The following is a 19047-nucleotide window of genomic DNA, read 5'->3' on the forward strand; positions in this document are numbered from 1 at the left end:
AGCGATGGCGGGCCCGCTGCGTTTCGGCGGCCGCGCGGCGCCGCGATGCGCCGTGCGCCGCGCTGTCATAATGACCGGTCCGGCGGCCGCCTGCGCCGCCATCGAAATTTCGTGGGAGCCAAGGTTCATGTCCGACCTGTTTCAAGTCGAACCGCGCCGGCCGCTCGCCGAGGCGCTGCGCCCCAAGACGCTCGCCGAGGTGATCGGCCAGACGCATTTGCTGGGCGAGGGCAAGCCGCTGCGGCTGGCGTTCGAATCGGGCAAGCCGCACTCGATGATCCTGTGGGGGCCGCCCGGCGTCGGCAAGACCACGCTCGCGCGCCTGACCGCGCAGGCGTTCGAGTGCGAATTCATCGCCCTGTCGGCGGTGCTGGGCGGCGTCAAGGACATCCGCGAGGCGATGGAGCGCGCGCAGGACACGCTGAACCGCACGGGCCGGCACACGATCCTGTTCGTCGACGAAATCCACCGCTTCAACAAGGGGCAGCAGGATGCGCTGCTGCCGTTCGTCGAGTCGGGGCTCGTGACCTTCATCGGCGCGACGACCGAGAACCCGAGCTTCGAGGTCAATTCGGCGCTGCTGTCGCGCGCGCAGGTTTACGTGCTGAAGTCGCTGAGCGACGACGAGCTGCGCCAGCTGCTCCAGCGCGCGCAGGCGACCGCGCTCGACGGCCTCGCGTTCGAGGCGCTGGCCGTCGATACGCTGATCGGCTACGCGGACGGCGACGCGCGCCGTTTCCTGAACCTGCTCGAACAGGCGCAGACGGCGGCGACCTCGGCGGGCCTGACGACGATCGACGCCGAGTTCGTCGGCAGCGCGATGACGCTGAACGCGCGGCGCTTCGACAAGGGCGGCGACAACTTCTACGACCAGATCTCGGCGCTGCACAAGTCGGTGCGCGGCTCGAGCCCGGACGGCGCGCTGTACTGGTTCTGCCGGATGCTCGACGGCGGCGCGGATCCGAAGTATCTCGCGCGGCGGATCGTGCGGATGGCGTGGGAGGACATCGGTCTCGCCGATCCGCGCGCGATGCAGGTCGCCAACGACGCGGCCGCGACCTTCGAGCGGCTCGGCTCGCCCGAGGGCGAGCTGGCGCTGGGGCAGGCGGTGATCTACCTGGCCTGCGCGGCGAAGAGCAATGCGGGCTACAACGCGTTCAACCAGGCGATGGCGTTCGTCAAGCAGGACAAGTCGCGCGAGGTGCCCGTGCACCTGCGCAACGCGCCGACCCGGCTCATGAAGGAACTGGGCTACGGGCATGCGTATCGGTATGCGCACGACGAGCCGCACGCGTATGCGGCGGGCGAGACCTACCTGCCCGACGGCATGCGCGAGCCGCGCTGGTACCAGCCGGTGCCGCGCGGGCTCGAAACCAAGATCGCCGAGAAGCTGACGTGGCTGCGCGAACTGGACAAGGCGGCGGGCAAGGACGACTGAGCCTCAGCGCTTGCGCCGCTCGAACTTTTTCCAGTAGCCGAACGGCTCCTCGTGGCACTCGATGTCGAGTTCGGCGATGCGGCCGTGCAGTTGCTGCTGCGCGTGGCCGACCGCGGCGTTGTAGACGAGCGGCGCGATTTCCTCGAGGAAGAAGCCGAGCAGCGCGCCGGCCTGCAGGTTGCCGATCGGTTCTTCCATGTTTTCGGTGAAGTAGCGTTGCAGCGAGACGATCGCGCGGTCGCGGACGTCCTTGTCGAGTTCGATGGCCATGCGGTCTCCAGCGGCGGCGGGGTGAACGGAAACGGGCGCGGCGCGCGGCCGCGCGCCGTCATCTTGACATGCGCCGGCGCGTACGGGCCGAGCGGCCCCGCAACGGGCGACCGCCGTGACGGGGCCGCGGTGCGTTAGAATCCTCGTTTCATACAACGATTTTTCCTGTCCTCCCATGCTCGACATCCAGTTGCTGCGCAAAGACCTCGACGGCGTAGCGAAACGCCTCGCCGATCGCGGCTACACCCTCGACGTCGCTGCGTTTTCCGCACTTGAAGCGGAACGCCGCGCGATCCAGACCCGTACCGAAGAGCTGCAGGCCCGCCGCAACAGCCTGTCTAAGCAGATCGGCGCGCTGAAGGGGCGAGGCGAGGATACGTCGGCGGTGATGGCGGAAGTGGGCGGCATCGGCGACGAGATGAAGGCCTCGGCGGTGCAGCTCGAGGACATCCAGGCGCGCCTGTCCGAGCTGATGCTCGGCATGCCGAACCTGCCGCACGACAGCGTGCCGGTGGGCAAGGACGAGGCGGGGAACGTCGAGGCCCGTCGCTGGGGCACGCCGCGGCAGTTCGATTTCGAGGTGAAGGATCACGTCGACGTCGGCACGCCGCTCGGCCTCGATTTCGAGACGGGCGCGAAGCTGTCGGGGGCGCGCTTCACGATGCTGCGCGGCCCGATCGCGCGCCTGCATCGCGCGCTCGCGCAGTTCATGATCGACACCCACACGCAGCAGCACGGCTACAGCGAAACCTACACGCCGTACATCGTGAATCCGGAAGTGCTGTACGGCACCGGCCAGCTGCCGAAGTTCGCGGACGACATGTTCCGCGTCGAGAAGGGCGGCGGCGAGAACACGGTCACGCAATACCTGATCTCGACCTCCGAGATCTCGCTGACGAACACGGTGCGCGACTCGATCGTCGACGCGCAGGCGCTGCCGATCAAGCTCACCGCGCATTCGCCGTGCTTCCGCTCGGAGGCGGGCTCGTATGGCCGCGACACGCGCGGCATGATCCGGCAGCACCAGTTCGACAAGGTCGAGATGGTGCAGGTCGTCACGCCGGAGACGTCGTACGCGGCGCTCGACGAGATGGTCGGCCACGCGGAGGCGATCCTGCAGAAGCTCGAGCTGCCGTACCGCGTGATGGCGCTGTGCACGGGCGACATGGGTTTCGCGGCGTCGAAAACCTTCGATCTCGAAGTCTGGCTGCCGGCGCAGAACACCTATCGCGAGATTTCGAGCTGCTCGAACACCGAGGCGTTCCAGGCGCGCCGGATGCAGGCGCGCTATCGCAACGCGCAGGGCAAGCCGGAGCTCGTCCATACGCTGAACGGCTCGGGGCTGGCGGTCGGCCGGACGCTCGTCGCGGTGCTGGAGAACTGCCAGAACGCCGACGGTTCGGTGACGGTGCCGGTCGCGCTGCGTCCGTACATGGGCGGCCTGGAGCGCATCGACGCGCCCCGCCAGGCGTCGTGAGTTTGCGCGCCGGCATGTTCCGGAAGCCCTTGTGAGAATTTTGCAAAAAGGGCTTGGAAGTTGAGCCGAGATCGTTCTATAATCTTTGCTTGCCCGGAAATGACCAGCCGGGAATGCAGTAAAAAGGAGAGGTGGCAGAGTGGTCGAATGTACCTGACTCGAAATCAGGCGTACGGTTTCCCCGTACCGTGGGTTCGAATCCCACCCTCTCCGCCAAGAAAACGAACTTTTTCGATGTGGCAGGCTTGTTCGAAATTGTTCACAAAGAAACGTCAGATTCTGTGGAAGAATCTGACGTTTTTTTACATCCAATGAGAATCGGTTACGCAAGAGTCTCCACGCAGGAACAGGAGACACGCGCACAGATCGACGCATTGACGAAGGCCGGCGTCGATGCAGTTCACGAAGAAAAGCGATCAGGTGCAAGCACCCGTCGCCCCGTCCTAGACAAACTCCTCCGAAATCTCAAGCGCGGCGACGTCCTGGTCGTCTACAAGCTCGATCGCGTTGCGCGATCGCTCAAGCATCTCCTCACCATCATCGATCGCCTAGCAGACCGAGGGGCGAGCTTTGAGAGCCTTACCGAACACATCGACACCAACACCGCATCCGGGCGGCTGATGCTCCAGATGCTAGGCGCGTTCGCCGAATTCGAACGGGAAATGATCCGCGAGAGGACGATAAGCGGCATGGAAGCCGCCAAGGTGCGCGGGGTCCGCCTGGGCCGCCCACGAAGCCTCAAAGCCGAGGACGAGCGCCGTGTCGTGTACCAATGGCGCACTGGGCAATACACGCTCACTGCGCTAGCGCATGAGCACAGTGTTCACATATCCAGCATCAAGCGCGCGATCCTTCGCGCTAATCCATATCGGCAGCCTGCATACCGCCAGTAAAGGCGGCTTTGCAGAGAGGGGAAGGGAGGCAAGCGACACTGCCTCCGACCTGGCGCATCGGTGCGACTCGCTACTCGGTCCGACGGGCCGCGCTGAGCCGCGCGACAAGCGCCACGACTCCGCTATGCGGCCGTCGCCCTAAGCCTCTCCGCTCTCGGTCGGACACTCCTAACGCTAGACGCAGAATGCCTTTGAATGTAAAAGGCTGGACTAGATCAAATGGGTAGCGCCAGATCGGGTGGCCCAGTATGGACAAGATTTGCCGCTCGACAAGATTCTTCGGGTCGCCAGCCAAATAGGCTGGCCAGCTGATGGCGAGGATTTCAGAACTCAGAAGACAACGACAGTCCGACTATGGCCAAACAACTGACAAAAAAAGACCTATTACTGCACATGCAGCACACGATTATTCCTTTTCACGTTCAAGGAGTGAAGGCCAGGTTATCCGCGTTGGACTTAGCGGCGAAGCGCGACTTGTTTACTCCGGTGGAAATCCATATCGCAGGCGCCGAGCCTGAGGTGCGGCACGAGCTACTTTTGGGCTACGCACAGCCGATTTGGTGCATGGGCGCTATACATTCGCGGTTCCTATTGGAATTCATGGGGCTGAAAAGTAAAGGCTCGCCGTCGCGCCTGGAAACCATCACCGAAAAAGAGCGTAGGTCGAGCGATATCGGAATCGAATGCTTTCAACGTGCAGACGACACATTCCTGCGAAAACTTGATCCGTCAATCGTTGAGCTCGTTCCGGATCCCGAGACCGTGAGACGTGCATGGATTGGCACCTGTGATTTCGCTGGGCAGCGGCTCGCCCACGCTACCGACGATTACAAACTGCAGAACGGCGACGTAACGGAGATGCTACGGCGCACGTTCGAAACCATCCCGGACCTCGTTAGCTATTGCTTTCACAGCAAACTATGAGTTACCGCTACCTGTAAAGAATACGGGTATGGCGTACAAGAAGGCTTTGGTACGGTGCGGCTACAACATCCGAGAGAGCCGGCCATGCCAACCATCTGCACGTTCGCCCTAAATGGTGCGTCACTATCCACCCTACAATGCCCTGGCATAGGAGCCTTCGCGGCGTTCTCCGGGATGCCGCAAGACAGGAACAAGCCTGAGGCCGTTTCACACCTCGACAATGGGCCGCTGCCGCCCGGTCGATACTACGTGGTCGATCGGCAATCGGGCGGGCGCATGGGCTGGCTTTATGACTTCGCTCGCGAATATGGCTATGGGACGAACCGCAGCCAATGGTTCGCGCTCTACCGTGACGACGGGAAAATCGATGACGAGACGATTATTCAGGGCGTTCATCGCGGGGCCTTTCGCCTACACCCTATCGGACCACAAGGCCGTAGCGAAGGGTGCATTACACTGACGAGCATCCCGGGTTTCAATAAGCTCGCAGCCACCTTGCGCGCGCAAGGCGCAACGATTCCAATTCCCGGCTCCGGGATGAAGGCATACGCAATCATCGAGGTACGGTAATGAAAGTCACGCGGTACGCCCTTAACGCGCTCGCAACACTCGCGATCGGATACGCGCTGTCCCGCTGGATAGACCAGCTTCCATACGAATTTTCGCCACTCCCTGCGACGATTACGGCCGTCATGCGAGCCATCGGTATCGACACGATCGCCCATGCCGATGACATCGAAGCAATAGGCTTGCTCGTCATCATCGCGGGATCATTCGTGGTCGCAGCGCTACTGGTTTGGATCGCGAATCGAGTCATCGAGCGCCGACGGCGCGCATAGGAACGCCCTACAGCTGTTGCACCTGAAGGGGCAACAGCACCTCAGTACGCCCCTTCGATGCTGTCCGACCGCTCATCCAATCAGGAAGAAACGCCAAACCTGATCGAGTTTGTCGGGCGTGTGTCGCCGCTTTGCTACTATGCCGCGTTCAAGGCGGCCGTCGATGCGCGGATTGATGAAATCCATCTGAGTAGCGGTTGGCGGCTGATGATCGGCAGCGTATTGCACCGGGTCGGTGTCGGTCTCGATGTGAACTACCTACTGGACGACGGCATGAGGATGGATCGCATCCGCAGCGTCCAGCCCGAGTGCGCAAGCCACGTCGGCCGCTCTGGAAGCACCCGTTGTATCTCGCGATCTGGGAGCGCCTGCCGAATGGCTTGCAGATTTGTCTTCTCGAATACGAGGCGCGGCTTGAAATGCGACAGGAACGACGCGCGAAACGATGATGTTGCCGTTCGAAAGAAGGAAGATGCCGATCGTCGAGGCGTGGCGGTTTTTTGCCGTGTCGTTGATGGTTTGGGCGGCCAGCGCGCCCGCCTGCGCGGGATCGTTGTCTTCTTCGTGTCTTACGTCCGCGGAAGTCAAACAACTGGATGCGGCATTCTGGGGCCCGTTTCCGTCTCCCGACGGATTCGCAACCTATGCCGCAGCGGATTTTTCGCTCAGTACGAACATCGTGACGTTGTCGGAGTTGCTCGTGGGTGCATCCGGAGGGCCGGCGCGTGCGCGGGCCGTCGCAACATTCCTGAGCCAGCACCCGGATATATTCGGCGCATTCAAGACCGCGCATGATTCGACCTATCTTTACCATCCAGGCCGCGATCACAGCCTGGATGCGTTGCGTGCGTCTTCGACGTTTCCTGTAGCGCGGTGCGTGTCGGAATTCAATTTCGTGGCGAAGCGGATGCGCGACCGATGCGTATACGGTCAACGTATCCGCGCCTTCAGCCTATCGTTCATCAAGGACCGTGGACGCGTCACGCTTCAGACCGGCGTGTTGGGAATGGAAGCTTGCAGTTGAACAATGGTGTCGATGGTCTGGGGACGGGCGATCGATGGCAGATTCAGTCCGTCGTGCCGGCGGGCCGCCGGGAATTGGGATCCCTTCTGATCCGCGGCCTTCGACGCCCGCGCCGGACGGCAGGCGGCGCGGGACGTTTGCACCCAGGCGTTTACGGCGCACTCACCGGGTGGATCGGCTCGCCGTTGTCCGTGACCTCCTGGAAGGAGAAGAACACGATTGCTGCGCCGGCCTGTACGTAGTACGGCTGCGCCGTCGCCCCTTTCTGCAGGTACAGCACGAAGCCGCGCGGGTCCTTGCGGTCCCAGCTTTCCGTGACCCCGGTCTTGACCGGGTACGGATTCGGGTCGCCGTGATTGCCCCAGGTGCTGATGGACACCTGGACATCTTCTGCCGATTTGTTCGTCACAGTAATTGCCATGGCGTTGCCTCTATCTGGATGGAGGTAAGGGAAGGGTGGCCTTTCCGGAATTCGACGGCGGGATGAGATGCCGCTGTCGTTTCGACTTGCCGGGAAAGCGCCCGGAATCAATGGTAGAGATCGCCTGATAAATTTGGACTGCGATTTATGGTGGTTTTTGATTATTTATTGGAATTTGTTTTTCATGAAATAAGTGGTTTTTTTATCGCGATGGATTGTTTGATGTGAGTGTCGGGGGATTCTGGTGTTTGATTGTCGATGTGAAAAGCAAAGCATCGGAAGGGATGAGTATATTTGGGTTCCTGAATATATCGCCGGTGTCGCAGCGGATGAATCGACGCAAAACCATCCGATGCGACGATGCGGCCATGACGTGCTTCTTCGTTGCCTGCATTCCGTGCGTGGCTGTTCTTGCTCATCGACCATGAGGTGCCTGCAATGACACGAGTTGGCTGTGCGACCACGTCGGCAGCAAGCCAATCATCCATGCGAGTGAAAGAGATCCAGGACGTATTCGGCGGTTTCGCGTTTCGCCATACCTACTCGGTGCGAACGGGGCGAATGCATCGTCGCATGGTTCTCGCGCGTGGTCGAAGATGGAGGCGCGGGAGACGCGATCGAGGCGCCGCCGCATTCCGGCGCCATGATCGCTCGACCGATTCCGCGCCGGCAATCTTGATTCCATCAATCAACTTCGAAATAGCACACCGAAATCGCCTCGAATCATTCCATGCAGACATGCCGCTAATTAATCGGACTTGATTCCCTGAATCAAGATTGACGCTCGAAGTCGGCGGGGAATAACCTCGGATCGACTTGTCCGGAGGGAAATGAGCATGTCTGAGAATCTGACCTTGTCGCAGCCCGGCGAAGTGAACGTGGCTGCCTACCTAAGCGACATCTGGCGCGCACTGAATGGAGATCCCGACGACCTCGGCGCGTTGAGTCTCGTCGGCGAGGGCGTCTTGCCGTCGCTGTTCAACGTGACCGACTTGGCGTCGGCGGCAATCGGCGCGGTCGGCCTGGCGATCGCGGAACTCGTACGGCAGGCGGGCGGCGCGCCGCCCGTCGTCGAAGTGAATCGCCGCCATGCGTCGCAATGGTTCGGCGTCTCGCTGCGGCCGCAGGGCTGGGCGCTGCCGCCGACCTGGGATGCGGTCGCGGGCGACTACCCGACGGCCGACGGCTGGATCCGACTGCACACCAACGCGCCGCACCACCGCGACGCGGCGCTTGCGGTGCTCGGCGTCGCGCCGGAGCGCGAGGCGGTCGCGCGGGCCGTTGCGCGATGGCAGGGCGACGCGCTCGAACAGGCTGTGCTCGATCAGTACGGCTGCGCGGCCGTGATGCGCACGCAAGAGGCGTGGGCGCGTCATCCGCAGGGCATCGCGGTGCGCGCCGAGCCGCTGCTGATCCACGATGCGGTCGAGGTCGACGGCCGTCGACCGGACTGGACGGCGCCGGCCGCGCGGCCGTTGCAGGGCGTGCGCGTGCTGGACCTGACGCGCGTGCTCGCGGGGCCGGTCGCGACGCGCGCGCTCGCCGGATTCGGCGCGCAGGTGCTCCGCATCGATCCGCTGTTCTGGGACGAGCCGAACGTCGTGCCCGACGTCGTGCTCGGCAAGCGCTGCGCGCGCGTCGATCTGAAATCGGCCGACGGCCGCGCGCTGTTGCGCCGGCTGATCGGCGAGGCGGATGTGATGGTGCACGGCTACCGACCCACGGCGCTCGCGGGGCTCGGTTTCGACGCCGACGAGCGCCGCCGGATCAATCCGTCGCTGATCGACGTGTCGCTCGATGCGTACGGCTGGAGCGGCGCATGGCAAGGCCGCCGGGGTTTCGACAGCCTGGTGCAGATGAGCACGGGCATCGCCGAAACGGGCATGCGCGAGAAGGGCGCGGACCGTCCGGTGCCGCTGCCGGTGCAGGCGCTCGATCATGGCACCGGCTACCTGATGGCCGCGGCGGTGGTGCGCGCGCTGGTGCGTCGTCTTGCGACGGGGCGCGGCAGCCGGGTGCGCGCATCGCTGGCGAGAACCGCGGCGCTGCTGGTGTCCACGGGCCTGCAATCACAGGAGCGGCCCTTGCTCGCGCCCGGTGTGCCTGCCGACCTGGCCGCCGGCATCGAGGCGACGAGCTGGGGCGATGCGCGGCGCATCGTGTCGCCGCTCGCGGTGTCGGGCGCGCCGATGCAATGGGCGTACCCGGCTCGCGAACTGGGTTGGTCGCCGGCCACGTGGTGAGATGCGCATGCCTCGTTCGAGACGAACGAGGCATGCGAACGAGCCTTGCCGATGTTGCGCCGATGCACGCTGGGCCGCCCGCATTGGCATGCTGCGAAGCAGCAAATCAATGACGGTGCGTATTGGTCGACTTGCACATGGCGTCGCGCCTCGCGGATCGAATTGATCCCATGCGAACGTCCGTGCGCGCCGAGCGCGCACGCTGCCGGTGCGCATACCGGCGCATGCGGAATTCCGCTGACGAATCGCGCACGGCGGCGCCCACGCGCCGCATCGATTCCGCATTAGTCTGCGCGGGGTGTGTTGCACCCCGGCGTTTGAAAATAACGATTTGACTCATGCCCCGCTTTCGGTTGAAGCTAATGGCTTGCTGTCCGAAGGGGGCTGTGCCTGCATGAGTTCGACTTTGACCGTTCGTCGTATCACCGCCGACCAGGGCGTCGTGTATCGCGAACTCCGCGCGTCGTCGCTGCGGGAGCCCTATGCATCCGGCGAAACGCCGGGTGCCGAATTGTCTGTCGACGCGGAGGTGGCCGCGTCGATCGCGGGCCAGCGCGCGACCTCCGATCAATCGACGATGTTCCTGCTGTACACCGAAGGGCATCCGGCGGGGATGATCGGCGCTTACTTCGACAACACGCCCGAGCATCGCGCGTTCGTCAGCGAGCTGTGGGTCGCCCATGCGGTGCGGCACCTGCGCGGCGGGGTGCTGCTCGTCGACACCGCGCGCACGTGGCTGGCCGAGCGCGGCGCGACCGAGATCTACGCGTGGATCGCCGACCAGAACCGCAGCGCGATCCGTTTCTACGAGCACGTGGGGTTCGGTTACACCGGCGAGCGTGCGCCGATCACGCGCATTCCGGGCGCGATGAAGTCGCTGTTCGTGTGGCGGCTTTTCAAATGACCCGCTGCCGTCCTGGCGGCGTCCCTCGCGCCCGCTGCCGGGCGCCCCTTCCCGAAAAAAATGGCTGCCGGCGTGGACGCCTGTAAAATACGCAAAAATTTTTTGCAGAACGTCCATGTCGCTTAAAAAATCGCCATTCTTTGAGCTACGCAGCGGCTCGGTCGACACGTTGCTGTTCATCGTGAAAACCACCGATCTCGATGCGTTGCGCAGCGAGCTGGTCAAGCGCTTCGAAGCGACGCCGGAATTTTTCGCCGATGATGTCGTCGCGATCGACGTGCGCCGGCTCGCCGACCACGAGCGCGTGCCGCTCGCGGACCTGCGCCAGATGCTGAACGACGTGCGGATGCGCCCGATCGGCGTGGTCGCGCAGGCGGGTCAGCATGCCTGGGCGGCGCAGGCGGGGCTGCCGCTGCTGGAAGCGCGCGACAAGCGCGCGCCGACGGCGAAGGCGGGCGGCGAGGAGGCGGCGGACGCGAAGCCGGCGGCGGCGGAAGCGGCGTCGTCGGGGGAGCCGGCGCGGCCGGAACCGGCCGTGGTCGTGGCCGCGGCGCCGTCGGGGGCGACACTCGTGATCGACAAGCCGCTGCGCTCGGGGCAGCAGATCTACGCGAAGGGCGACCTGGTGGTGCTCGCGCCGGTCAGCTACGGCGCCGAGGTGATCGCGGAAGGCAACATCCACGTCTACGCGCCGCTGCGCGGCCGCGCGCTGGCCGGCGTGCACGGCAATCACGACGCGCGCATCTTCTGCACGTGTCTGGAGCCGGAACTCATTTCGATCGCGGGTATCTATCGAACCACCGAGAACCCTCTGCCGGCCGATGTGCTCGGCAAATCGGTGCAGATCCGGCTCGAACAGGAAAAACTGATGATCGAACCGCTGCGCCTGACCTGAGCGCGGCGCGCGGCAGCGGATCGATCGGACCTCATTTGACGAAACAGGGTAGGGTAAATGGCAAAAATCATCGTGGTGACTTCGGGCAAGGGCGGCGTGGGCAAGACGACCACCAGCGCGAGCTTTGCTTCGGGGCTGGCGCTGCGCGGCAACAAGACGGCCGTGATCGACTTCGACGTCGGCTTGCGCAACCTCGACCTCATCATGGGGTGCGAGCGCCGCGTGGTGTACGACCTCGTCAACGTGATCCAGGGCGAAGCGAACCTGAACCAGGCGCTCATCAAGGACAAGAAGTGCGAGAACCTGTTCATCCTGCCCGCGTCGCAGACCCGCGACAAGGATGCGCTCACGCGCGAGGGCGTCGAGAAGGTCATCAACGACCTGATCGGGATGGGCTTCGAGTACATCGTGTGCGACTCGCCGGCGGGCATCGAATCGGGTGCGCTGCACGCGATGTATTTCGCCGACGAGGCGCTCGTCGTCACGAACCCGGAAGTGTCGTCGGTGCGCGATTCGGACCGCATCCTCGGCATCCTGTCGTCGAAGACGAAGCGCGCGACGGAAGGCGGCGAGCCGATCAAGGAGCACCTCCTGATCACCCGCTACAGCCCGAAGCGCGTGAGCGAGGGCGAGATGCTGTCGCTGGAAGACATCAGCGAGATTCTGCGCATCAAGCTGATCGGCGTCGTGCCCGAATCGGAAGCCGTGCTGCACGCGTCGAACCAGGGCCTGCCCGCCGTGCATCTCGAAGGAACCGACGTCGCGGAAGCGTACAAGGACATCGTCTCGCGCTTCCTCGGCGAGGACAAGCCGCTGCGTTTCACCGACTACCAGAAGCCAGGCCTGCTGCAGCGCCTCTTCGGCAACAAGTAACGGAGGCGCGCGATGTCAATTCTGTCTTTTTTGCTCGGTGAGAAGAAGAAGTCCGCGTCGGTGGCCAAGGAGCGTCTGCAGCTGATCATCGCGCACGAACGCGTGGGCGGCCGCCCGCCCGCCGACTACCTGCCCGCGCTGCAGAAGGAACTCGTCGCGGTCATCTCGAAGTATGTGAAGATTTCGAACGATGACATCCGCGTGAGCCTCGAACGTCAGGACGATCTCGAGGTGCTCGAGGTCAAGATCGAGATTCCGCAGGCCTGATACCGGAGTTCCCCCCCGCGCGGCGGCTGGTCCGCCGCGCGCGTCTTTCAAGCGCTTCATTACGCGCTGTTGCACTTTCAGGATCGCCGTAATACGGCGCCTGTCGACCGTTACACGCCTTCGCGCATTGAACGGATACGCTCTCGTCGCGTATTCGAACAACTCACCGGAGGTCGTGATGACTATCTCTCTTCGTCAAGTCGCAGCACCCCTGATCATCGCCGTCGCGGGAGCCTGGGTGGCCGCCGCGCCGCTCGCCTCGCAGGCGGCTGAAGTCCTGATCGTCGCGCCGAGCGCGCCGCCCCCCGTTCGCTACGAGATCGTGCCCGAGCCGCGCGTCGGCTACGTGTGGGATCGCGGCCACTGGAACTGGGAGCGCGGCCACTACGTGTGGGTCGCGGGGCACTGGCAGGCCGAGCGCGTCGGCATGCACTGGGTCGCGGGCCACTGGGCGCCGCGCGGGCCGAGCTGGGTCTACGTGAAGGGCCACTGGGCCTGAGGAGCGCAACGATGAAACGCACTCTGTTCGCGCTCGCGCTGGTCGTCGTGACGCTCGCCGGCTGTGTCGTGGTGCCGGCGCGGCCGGCCTACTACCGGCCCGCGCCCGTGGTGATCTATTGAACCCGCTTCAGCGCGCGGGCGCGTCGTCGTCCGCGCGCGTCGGCGCATCCGGCATGGGCGCATCGTCCGAGCGCAGCGTGTCGAGCGGATCGGCGGGGGCGGAGCCGGCGTCTTCCGGCGTGGTGATCGCGCTTGCAGCGGGCGTGATGGCCGCGGCGGTGGCGGGCGCGGCGGGCGTCGCCGGTTTCAGGTAGCGCTCGGCGAGCGATTCGTACAACGGCGGCACGAACAGGCGCGACACGCGGCTTGCAATCAGCGCGGTCGCCATCAGCGAGATCACGAGCGCATGACCATTGATCATCTCCATCACGATCACGAACGAGGTGATCGGCGACTGCGTGACCGCCGCGAGATAGCCGACCATCGCGAGCGCGATCAGCACCGGCAGGTGCATGTCGCTGAACACGCTGTGCAGCAGGTTGCCGAAGCCCGCGCCGATCGACAACGACGGCGCGAAGATCCCGCCCGGGATCCCCGGCAGGTAGGACGCGACCATCGACACCATCTTCAGGAACGGATAAAGCGCGGACAGCTGCTCGCGTCCGTCGAGCAGCCCGCGCGCTTCCGCGTAGCCGCTGCCGAAGGTCGTGCCGCCCGAGACCAGGCCGACCACCGCGATCACGAAGCCGCAGCCGGCCGCGAACGTGATCGGATGCTCGCGGTAGAGCGCGAGCAGGCGCGGCGGCAGCCAGCGGCTCGTATTGAGCAGCAGCCAGCCGAACAGGCCGCCCGCGATGCCCGTGACGAGCGCGGTGATCAGCACGGCGAGCGCGAGCAGCTTCGGGAAGTGCTGGCCGATGTCGATCGTGCCGAAGTAGGTGTAGTTGCCGTTCAGGCCGAGCGCGATCACGCCCGCGATGATGATCGCGGTGATCAGCACGCCGCTCGCGCGTGCGGAGAAGCTGCGCGTGAGTTCCTCGATCGCGAACACGATGCCGGCGAGCGGCGTGTTGAAGGCGGCCGACAGCCCGGCTGCCGCGCCGGCAAGCACCAGCTGCCGTTCGATCTGCGCGTTCGAGCGCGGATAGAAGCGGCGCAGGTTGAACATCAGCGCGGCGCCGATCTGCACGGTCGGCCCTTCTCGGCCGATCGTGAAGCCGCCGAGGATGCCGAGGAACGACACCAGGATCTTGCCGAACAGGATGCGCAGCGTGAGCAGCCGCGCGCCGAACGCGCTCGGGCGCGCGTGCAGCGTCGCGATGACCTGCGGGATGCCGCTGCCCTCCGCGCCCCGGAAGAAGCGCCGCGTGAGCCAGACCGCGCTGGCGGCGATGGCCGGCGTGAGGATCAGGGGCAGCCAGACGTAGCGGTGCTGCAGTGTGCGGAAGGTGTCGTAGCCCCAATCGATGAGGCGGGCGTACATCACGGCCGCGAGCCCGACGGCGATCGCACCGAGCCAGAACACGCCGTACTGGCGCCAGATGCGCTGCGTATGGCGCGTGAGGGAGGGGAAGCGTGACGGGCGTGGCATGGCGAAGCGGGTGAGGCAAAGGCCCAATTATAGGGAGTCCGCGCGATCCCGACGGGATGAAAGGTGAGCGACGGGAAAAAATTGCTATCTCGTCAAAATGTAATTCTTCCGTAATGTATGTCGTGGTTTGTGTATTTAGAATAGCAAACTAAAGGCGAGGAGATTCGACTACCAAATGAAACGCATTCTCATCGTGAAGGTCACGTCGCTCGGCGACGTCGTGCAAACACTGCCGGTGGTCGCGGATCTCCACCGGGCGTTTCCAGGGGTGGAGGTGGATTGGGCGGTCGACGAGTCATGCGCCGACGTGGTGCGCTGGAGCGCCGGCGTGAGCCGCGTGCTGTGCGCGCCGCTGCGCCGTTTCAAGAAGGCCCGCAGCGTGGCCGACCTGAAGGCGATCGCGGAATCGATCGGCGAGTTGCGCCGGTATCGTTACGATGCCGTGATTGATCTGCACGGCGTATATAAAAGCGCAATTATTGCGTTTCTCGCGCGGGCCCGGGAGCGGTATGGTTATCGGAATCCCGATCTCGGCGAGCGCGGCGCGATGTTCGCGTACAGCGGCCGCTTCGGTCCGCGGCCCGCGTGCGACGCGTGGCACGGCATGCGCGTGAGCGCGGGCGAGGCGCTGGGCTACGAACCGCAGGGGCCGGCCGACTATTGGCTCGTGCCGCCGACGCTCGACGACGCCGCGCAGGTCGAGCCGGATGCGGCGCGCCCGTATGCGCTGTTCTTTCACGCGACCTCGAACGACGACAAGCGCTGGCCGACCGGCGACTGGGCGGAGCTGGCGCGCGAGCGGCTCGCGGGCGGCATGCGCGTGCTGTTGCCGTGGGGATCCGCGAGCGAGCACGAGGAGGCCCAGCGGATCGCGCTGCGTGCGCCGGGAGCCGAGGTGATGCCGCGCCAGTCGGTGACCGAGCTGGCAGCGCGTATTGCGGGTGCGGCGCTGGTGGTCGGCGTCGATACGGGGTTCGTGCACATGGCGCATGCGTTCAAGCGGCCGACGGTGATGATCTTCGTCGCCACTTCACGCCATCACTGCGGGATCGCCGGCGCGCCGCATTCGCTGTCGATCGGCGAGACGGGCGTGATGCCGAGCGTCGACGATGTGCTGGATGCGATTGCGCAGGTGCGGCCGGAGCCGAATCTGGTGCGCTACCGGATGGCGGCGTTCTAGCGGCGCGGCTCAGGCGAGCAGCGCTTCGATCGCGAGCACGGCGGCGATCGCGGCGACGTTCGCAAGCAGCGCCTCGCCCACCACGCCGATCCAGGTCTTCGGTCTGAAGCGCACGGCGAGCAGCAGTGCGCAGCCCAGCGCGAGCGCGATGATCAGGACGACGTCGGAATTCTGGAGATGGATGCGCATCGGGGGCTCCTGTCCGCAGCCGGGCCGCCGGGGCGGCCCCACGCGTCGAGTATAGGCGGGCCGGCATGGCCCGCCTAGCGCGGGTCAGCCCCTATCTGTCACAGCCGAGTGTCGCGGGTCTCGCGCATCAGCAGGACGCCGATCAGGCTCACGAGCGCCGCGACCGACACATAGCCGCCGACCCAGGCCAGACCGCCGCGCGCGGCGAGCAACTGCGCGATGTACGGCGCGATCGAGGCGCCGAGGATGCCGCCGAGGTTGTAGGCGACGCCCGCCCCCGTATAGCGGACATGGGTGGGGAACAACTCCGGCAGCAGCGCGCCCATCGGTGCGAACGTGACGCCCATCAGGAACAGCTCGATCGTCAGGAACAGCGCGACGAGCGGCATCGAGCCGCTGCCGAGCAGCGGCGCCATCGTGAAGCCCGACAGCAGCGCGGCGAGCGCGCCGACGATCAGCACCGGCCGGCGGCCGAAGCGATCGGCGGCCCAGGCGGACAGCGGCGTCGCGAGCGCCATGAACAGCACCGCGAAGCACAGCAGGCCGAGGAAGCTCTGGCGCGAGAAATGCAGCGTCGAGACGCCGTACGACAGCGAGAACACCGTCGAGATATAGAACAGCGTGTAGCAGACGACCATCGCGAGCGCGCCGAGCAGCGTCGGCTGCCAATGGCGGGTGATGAGCGTGGCGATCGGCATGCGCACGCGTTCCTGTCGCTCGAGCGCGGCCTGGAAGGCCGGGGTTTCGGCGATCTTGAGGCGCACGTACAGGCCCACGGCCACGAGCACCGCGCTGACGAGGAACGGGATGCGCCAGCCCCAGCTGCGGAACTGCTCGTCCGACAGCGAGAGCGCGAGCGCGAAGAACAGGCCGTTCGAGGCCAGGAAGCCGATCGACGGCCCGAGCTGCGGGAACATCCCGAACCAGCCGCGCTTGCCCGCGGGCGCGTGCTCGGTCGCGAGGAGGGCCGCGCCGCCCCATTCGCCGCCGAGCCCGATCCCCTGGCCGAAGCGCAGCACGCACAGCAGCACCGGCGCGAGCGTGCCGATCGCATCGTAGCCGGGCACGAGGCCGATCGCCGTGGTCGAGATCCCCATCACCAGCAGCGATGCGACGAGCGTCGACTTGCGGCCGATCCGGTCGCCGAAGTGGCCGAACAGGAACGACCCGATCGGCCGCGCGATGAACGCGATCCCGAACGTGACGAACGCGGACAACGCCTGCGCGGTCGCGGAACCGTGCGGGAAGAACACCGGACCGATCACGAGCGCGGCGGCGGTCGCATACACGTAGAAATCGTAGAACTCGATCGCGGTGCCGATGAAGCTCGCGAAGACGATCCGCCGGTGACTGACGGTGGGGGGCGCGCCGGCATCGGCGGCGACGGAGGAAGGCGAAGCGGACATGCGTGTCTCCGGTGGTAGCGCGTCGCGGGGCCGTTGCGATCCGCCCGTCGGGCGGCGGCCGGGCCGCGTCATTGTGTTGGGTCGTGCAAGGCGCCGGGTCGGGCGGCCGCCGTTTCGCGGACGGCGGCGATGCTGCGGGAACCGGGCGCGCGAGGTGCGGCGTACCCGATGGCGGCCGCGCGCGTGACGCGGCCGTGGTGTGGATGCGTTGTGGGGCGTGCCGGATAGGTGCGCCGTCCAAGCGAGGCCGAAGGCCGGAAGCAGGTGGCGGAAATTATAACGATGCCCGTCGCGGCGCAGCAATGGCGCCGCGTCAATCGAGCGTCTGCGCCTGGGCGACGGCGGTGGTGCGCAACTGGAACTGGCCGTTGTCGTTGAACAGCCAGCATTCCATCATCTCCAGCTCACCGCGGCCGTCCAGCAGGCGGGACGGTGGCGGCGGCAGCGGCGCGGCCGCGTGCAGCGTCGCGAGCGCGATGCTTTCCGCCTCGTCGTCGCCGTTGCTGCGATAGACCGACGCGTGGATCACGTGACCGACGCGGTCGACGGTGAACGACACGACGACCAGCGAGCGCAGCATCGCCTGCGGCGTGCCGTGCAGGATGCGCGACGGATTGCGCTCGGCGATGCGATGCGCGACCGCGAGCCGATACTGGGCGACGTTGCCGTCGGGCACCGGGGTGGGCGTCAGGATCAGCATGTCGGGCGGCGGAGGCGTGATCGTGCAGGCAACGAGCAGCGCGGCGATGGACAGCGGCAGCGCCCGGCGGAGCAGGGCGAGAAAGCGGGCAGGGGCACTCATGATCGACGCTCGTCGATGAACCGGCAGATTGCCGTTTTCATCATAGGCAGCCGCGCGTGCGCGCGCATCGGGACAAACGATCTGTTGCACGCGGCGCGGCGCACGGACCGCGACGGCGCGGGGTCAGCCGCGCAACGCGAGCTTGTAGCCTTCGTGGCTCGCGACGAAACCGAGCCGCTCGTAGAAGCGATGCGCGTCGTGCCGCTGCTTGTCGGTGGTCAGCTGGACGAGGTCGCAGCCGCGCGCCCGGCAGGCGGCGACGGCCCATTCGAGCAGCCGTTCGCCGAGGCCGGCGCCGCGCTGCGACGACGCGATCCGGACCGCCTCGATCTGTCCGCGCCAGGCGCCGAGGCGCGCGATGCCGGGGATGAACGACAACTGCAAGGTGCCGATCACGATGTTGTCGGCGACCGCGACGACGAGCTGCTGGTTCGCATCGGCCTCGATCTCGCCGAACGCGGCGAGGTAGCGCGCATCGAGCGGCAGGCGGGTGGATTCGCGTTGGCTGCCGAGCGCGTCGTCGGCGAGAAGCGCGACGATCGCGGGCAGGTCGTCGCGCGTGGCGCGGCGGAAGATGAGATCGGACATGATGGGCGGAGCGGGGAGCGCGGGGTCGGGAGCAGGCGCGCCCATTGTGCGGGTGGGCGGCGTATTCCGCAATCGCGCGGGGGATCTCGCGGGGGGCGAGGGGGCGTCCGGTTCGCCGGCGGGCGAGGGCGGAGGCAGCCCGGCGGCGCGCCGATACGGTGCGGGCGCGCCGGAAAAGAAAAATCCCGCCTGGGCGGGATCTGCTGGCGGAAGCGGTGAGATTCGAACTCACGGACAGTTGCCCGTCGCTGGTTTTCAAGACCAGTGCCTTAAACCGCTCGGCCACGCTTCCACGGCCGGCATTGTAACCGAAATGCCGGCC

General features: G+C 65.6%; 22 protein-coding genes and 2 tRNA genes. 15 read left to right on the top strand and 9 right to left on the bottom strand.

The genetic code is table 11. The annotated features are described in order from the left end of the window. The first annotated feature begins 127 nt into the window (after positions 1-127). Entirely contained in the window at positions 128-1438 is a 1311-nt protein-coding gene (locus Bsp3421_RS16830; RefSeq protein ID WP_274001742.1) for a replication-associated recombination protein A, read from the top strand. Positions 1439-1441: 3 nt separating this feature from the next. Here Bsp3421_RS16830 and Bsp3421_RS16835 read toward each other — a convergent pair whose 3' ends face one another. Beyond that, positions 1442-1708, bottom strand: a complete 267-nt coding sequence (locus tag Bsp3421_RS16835) for a DUF2164 domain-containing protein (protein ID WP_274001744.1) — start codon at positions 1706-1708, stop codon at positions 1442-1444. A gap of 175 nt (positions 1709-1883) precedes the next feature. Between Bsp3421_RS16835 and serS the strand changes: the two genes are divergently transcribed. The 7 genes from serS to Bsp3421_RS16870 all read left to right on the top strand — a co-directional run bounded on the left by serS (position 1884) and on the right by Bsp3421_RS16870 (position 6865). Then, positions 1884-3185 carry a serine--tRNA ligase gene (gene serS, locus Bsp3421_RS16840; RefSeq protein ID WP_274001745.1) on the top strand — a complete coding sequence of 434 codons (1302 nt, stop codon included), beginning with the start codon at positions 1884-1886 and terminating at the stop codon, positions 3183-3185. A 125-nt stretch (positions 3186-3310) separates the two neighbouring features. Beyond that, positions 3311-3401, top strand: a tRNA-Ser gene (locus Bsp3421_RS16845). A 95-nt stretch (positions 3402-3496) separates the two neighbouring features. Then, on the top strand, positions 3497-4078 hold the full coding sequence (locus Bsp3421_RS16850) for a recombinase family protein (protein WP_274004446.1): 582 nt from the start codon (positions 3497-3499) through the stop codon (positions 4076-4078). Positions 4079-4432: 354 nt separating this feature from the next. Then, positions 4433-5002 carry a hypothetical protein gene (locus Bsp3421_RS16855; protein WP_274001746.1) on the top strand — a complete coding sequence of 190 codons (570 nt, stop codon included), beginning with the start codon at positions 4433-4435 and terminating at the stop codon, positions 5000-5002. Positions 5003-5086: 84 nt separating this feature from the next. Next, complete coding sequence (locus Bsp3421_RS16860) at positions 5087-5572, top strand: DUF2778 domain-containing protein (RefSeq protein ID WP_274001749.1); 486 nt, start codon at positions 5087-5089, stop codon at positions 5570-5572. Continuing rightward, entirely contained in the window at positions 5572-5841 is a 270-nt protein-coding gene (locus tag Bsp3421_RS16865; protein WP_274001751.1) for a hypothetical protein, read from the top strand. The genes Bsp3421_RS16860 and Bsp3421_RS16865 overlap by 1 nt, the downstream gene beginning before the upstream one ends. Positions 5842-6313: 472 nt before the next feature. After that, a complete protein-coding gene (locus Bsp3421_RS16870; protein WP_274001754.1) occupies positions 6314-6865 on the top strand; it encodes a hypothetical protein in 552 nt (183 codons plus the stop codon). Between the two features lie 151 nt (positions 6866-7016). Here the strand turns inward: Bsp3421_RS16870 and Bsp3421_RS16875 are convergent, their stop codons facing one another. After that, positions 7017-7244 carry a hypothetical protein gene (locus tag Bsp3421_RS16875; protein WP_274001755.1) on the bottom strand — a complete coding sequence of 76 codons (228 nt, stop codon included), beginning with the start codon at positions 7242-7244 and terminating at the stop codon, positions 7017-7019. Between the two features lie 224 nt (positions 7245-7468). Next, positions 7469-7774: a hypothetical protein gene (locus Bsp3421_RS16880; protein WP_274001757.1), complete on the bottom strand. Its 306-nt coding sequence runs from the start codon at positions 7772-7774 to the stop codon at positions 7469-7471. Positions 7775-8116: 342 nt separating this feature from the next. Here Bsp3421_RS16880 and Bsp3421_RS16885 point away from each other — a divergent pair, with 342 nt between their 5' ends. The 6 genes from Bsp3421_RS16885 (at position 8117) to Bsp3421_RS16910 (ending at position 12967) form a co-directional block, all read left to right on the top strand. Continuing rightward, positions 8117-9529: a CoA transferase gene (locus Bsp3421_RS16885; protein ID WP_443111558.1), complete on the top strand. Its 1413-nt coding sequence runs from the start codon at positions 8117-8119 to the stop codon at positions 9527-9529. Positions 9530-9812: 283 nt separating this feature from the next. Then, positions 9813-10433, top strand: coding sequence for a GNAT family N-acetyltransferase (locus Bsp3421_RS16890; protein ID WP_274004448.1), 621 nt, complete (start codon positions 9813-9815; stop codon positions 10431-10433). A 115-nt stretch (positions 10434-10548) separates the two neighbouring features. Beyond that, entirely contained in the window at positions 10549-11328 is a 780-nt protein-coding gene (minC, locus tag Bsp3421_RS16895) for a septum site-determining protein MinC (protein WP_274001761.1), read from the top strand. Positions 11329-11385: 57 nt separating this feature from the next. Further along, positions 11386-12201 (top strand): septum site-determining protein MinD, encoded by an 816-nt coding sequence (gene minD, locus Bsp3421_RS16900; protein ID WP_274001763.1) that lies wholly within the window; start codon positions 11386-11388, stop codon positions 12199-12201. A 12-nt stretch (positions 12202-12213) separates the two neighbouring features. Beyond that, complete coding sequence (gene minE, locus Bsp3421_RS16905; RefSeq protein ID WP_038714060.1) at positions 12214-12468, top strand: cell division topological specificity factor MinE; 255 nt, start codon at positions 12214-12216, stop codon at positions 12466-12468. A 178-nt stretch (positions 12469-12646) separates the two neighbouring features. Then, complete coding sequence (locus Bsp3421_RS16910) at positions 12647-12967, top strand: YXWGXW repeat-containing protein (protein WP_274001765.1); 321 nt, start codon at positions 12647-12649, stop codon at positions 12965-12967. Between the two features lie 129 nt (positions 12968-13096). On the opposite strand, the gene Bsp3421_RS16915 is transcribed toward Bsp3421_RS16910, so the two are convergent. After that, positions 13097-14560: a chloride channel protein gene (locus Bsp3421_RS16915; RefSeq protein WP_337995304.1), complete on the bottom strand. Its 1464-nt coding sequence runs from the start codon at positions 14558-14560 to the stop codon at positions 13097-13099. Positions 14561-14735: 175 nt separating this feature from the next. Here Bsp3421_RS16915 and waaC point away from each other — a divergent pair, with 175 nt between their 5' ends. Beyond that, a complete protein-coding gene (gene waaC, locus Bsp3421_RS16920; protein ID WP_274001767.1) occupies positions 14736-15740 on the top strand; it encodes a lipopolysaccharide heptosyltransferase I in 1005 nt (334 codons plus the stop codon). Positions 15741-15749: 9 nt separating this feature from the next. Here waaC and Bsp3421_RS16925 read toward each other — a convergent pair whose 3' ends face one another. From Bsp3421_RS16925 to Bsp3421_RS16945, 5 genes are all read right to left on the bottom strand, one after another. Beyond that, positions 15750-15929 (bottom strand): hypothetical protein, encoded by a 180-nt coding sequence (locus Bsp3421_RS16925; protein ID WP_252985866.1) that lies wholly within the window; start codon positions 15927-15929, stop codon positions 15750-15752. 98 nt (positions 15930-16027) lie between these two features. Next, positions 16028-17335, bottom strand: a complete 1308-nt coding sequence (locus Bsp3421_RS16930) for an MFS transporter (protein ID WP_274001770.1) — start codon at positions 17333-17335, stop codon at positions 16028-16030. A gap of 313 nt (positions 17336-17648) precedes the next feature. Continuing rightward, entirely contained in the window at positions 17649-18137 is a 489-nt protein-coding gene (locus Bsp3421_RS16935; RefSeq protein ID WP_274001771.1) for a TonB family protein, read from the bottom strand. A 123-nt stretch (positions 18138-18260) separates the two neighbouring features. Further along, on the bottom strand, positions 18261-18725 hold the full coding sequence (locus Bsp3421_RS16940; RefSeq protein WP_443111559.1) for a GNAT family N-acetyltransferase: 465 nt from the start codon (positions 18723-18725) through the stop codon (positions 18261-18263). 204 nt (positions 18726-18929) lie between these two features. Continuing rightward, positions 18930-19017, bottom strand: a tRNA-Ser gene (locus Bsp3421_RS16945). Positions 19018-19047 lie beyond the last annotated feature (30 nt).

It is taken from the genome of Burkholderia sp. FERM BP-3421 (assembly GCF_028657905.1).
Taxonomy (GTDB): Bacteria; Pseudomonadota; Gammaproteobacteria; order Burkholderiales; family Burkholderiaceae; genus Burkholderia.

Bases quoted from the DNA above. Each gene is read 5' to 3' on its own strand.
- Bsp3421_RS16830 (WP_274001742.1), top strand. From the start codon at position 128: ATGTCCGACCTGTTTCAAGTCGAACCGCGCCGGCCGCTCGCCGAGGCG.
- Bsp3421_RS16835 (WP_274001744.1), bottom strand. From the start codon at position 1,708: ATGGCCATCGAACTCGACAAGGACGTCCGCGACCGCGCGATCGTCTCG.
- serS (WP_274001745.1), top strand. From the start codon at position 1,884: ATGCTCGACATCCAGTTGCTGCGCAAAGACCTCGACGGCGTAGCGAAA.
- Bsp3421_RS16850 (WP_274004446.1), top strand. From the start codon at position 3,497: ATGAGAATCGGTTACGCAAGAGTCTCCACGCAGGAACAGGAGACACGC.
- Bsp3421_RS16855 (WP_274001746.1), top strand. From the start codon at position 4,433: ATGGCCAAACAACTGACAAAAAAAGACCTATTACTGCACATGCAGCAC.
- Bsp3421_RS16860 (WP_274001749.1), top strand. From the start codon at position 5,087: ATGCCAACCATCTGCACGTTCGCCCTAAATGGTGCGTCACTATCCACC.
- Bsp3421_RS16865 (WP_274001751.1), top strand. From the start codon at position 5,572: ATGAAAGTCACGCGGTACGCCCTTAACGCGCTCGCAACACTCGCGATC.
- Bsp3421_RS16870 (WP_274001754.1), top strand. From the start codon at position 6,314: ATGCCGATCGTCGAGGCGTGGCGGTTTTTTGCCGTGTCGTTGATGGTT.
- Bsp3421_RS16880 (WP_274001757.1), bottom strand. From the start codon at position 7,774: ATGGATGATTGGCTTGCTGCCGACGTGGTCGCACAGCCAACTCGTGTC.
- Bsp3421_RS16885 (WP_443111558.1), top strand. From the start codon at position 8,117: ATGAGCATGTCTGAGAATCTGACCTTGTCGCAGCCCGGCGAAGTGAAC.
- minC (WP_274001761.1), top strand. From the start codon at position 10,549: ATGTCGCTTAAAAAATCGCCATTCTTTGAGCTACGCAGCGGCTCGGTC.
- minD (WP_274001763.1), top strand. From the start codon at position 11,386: ATGGCAAAAATCATCGTGGTGACTTCGGGCAAGGGCGGCGTGGGCAAG.
- minE (WP_038714060.1), top strand. From the start codon at position 12,214: ATGTCAATTCTGTCTTTTTTGCTCGGTGAGAAGAAGAAGTCCGCGTCG.
- Bsp3421_RS16910 (WP_274001765.1), top strand. From the start codon at position 12,647: ATGACTATCTCTCTTCGTCAAGTCGCAGCACCCCTGATCATCGCCGTC.
- Bsp3421_RS16915 (WP_337995304.1), bottom strand. From the start codon at position 14,560: ATGCCACGCCCGTCACGCTTCCCCTCCCTCACGCGCCATACGCAGCGC.
- waaC (WP_274001767.1), top strand. From the start codon at position 14,736: ATGAAACGCATTCTCATCGTGAAGGTCACGTCGCTCGGCGACGTCGTG.
- Bsp3421_RS16925 (WP_252985866.1), bottom strand. From the start codon at position 15,929: ATGCGCATCCATCTCCAGAATTCCGACGTCGTCCTGATCATCGCGCTC.
- Bsp3421_RS16930 (WP_274001770.1), bottom strand. From the start codon at position 17,335: ATGTCCGCTTCGCCTTCCTCCGTCGCCGCCGATGCCGGCGCGCCCCCC.
- Bsp3421_RS16935 (WP_274001771.1), bottom strand. From the start codon at position 18,137: ATGAGTGCCCCTGCCCGCTTTCTCGCCCTGCTCCGCCGGGCGCTGCCG.
- Bsp3421_RS16940 (WP_443111559.1), bottom strand. From the start codon at position 18,725: ATGTCCGATCTCATCTTCCGCCGCGCCACGCGCGACGACCTGCCCGCG.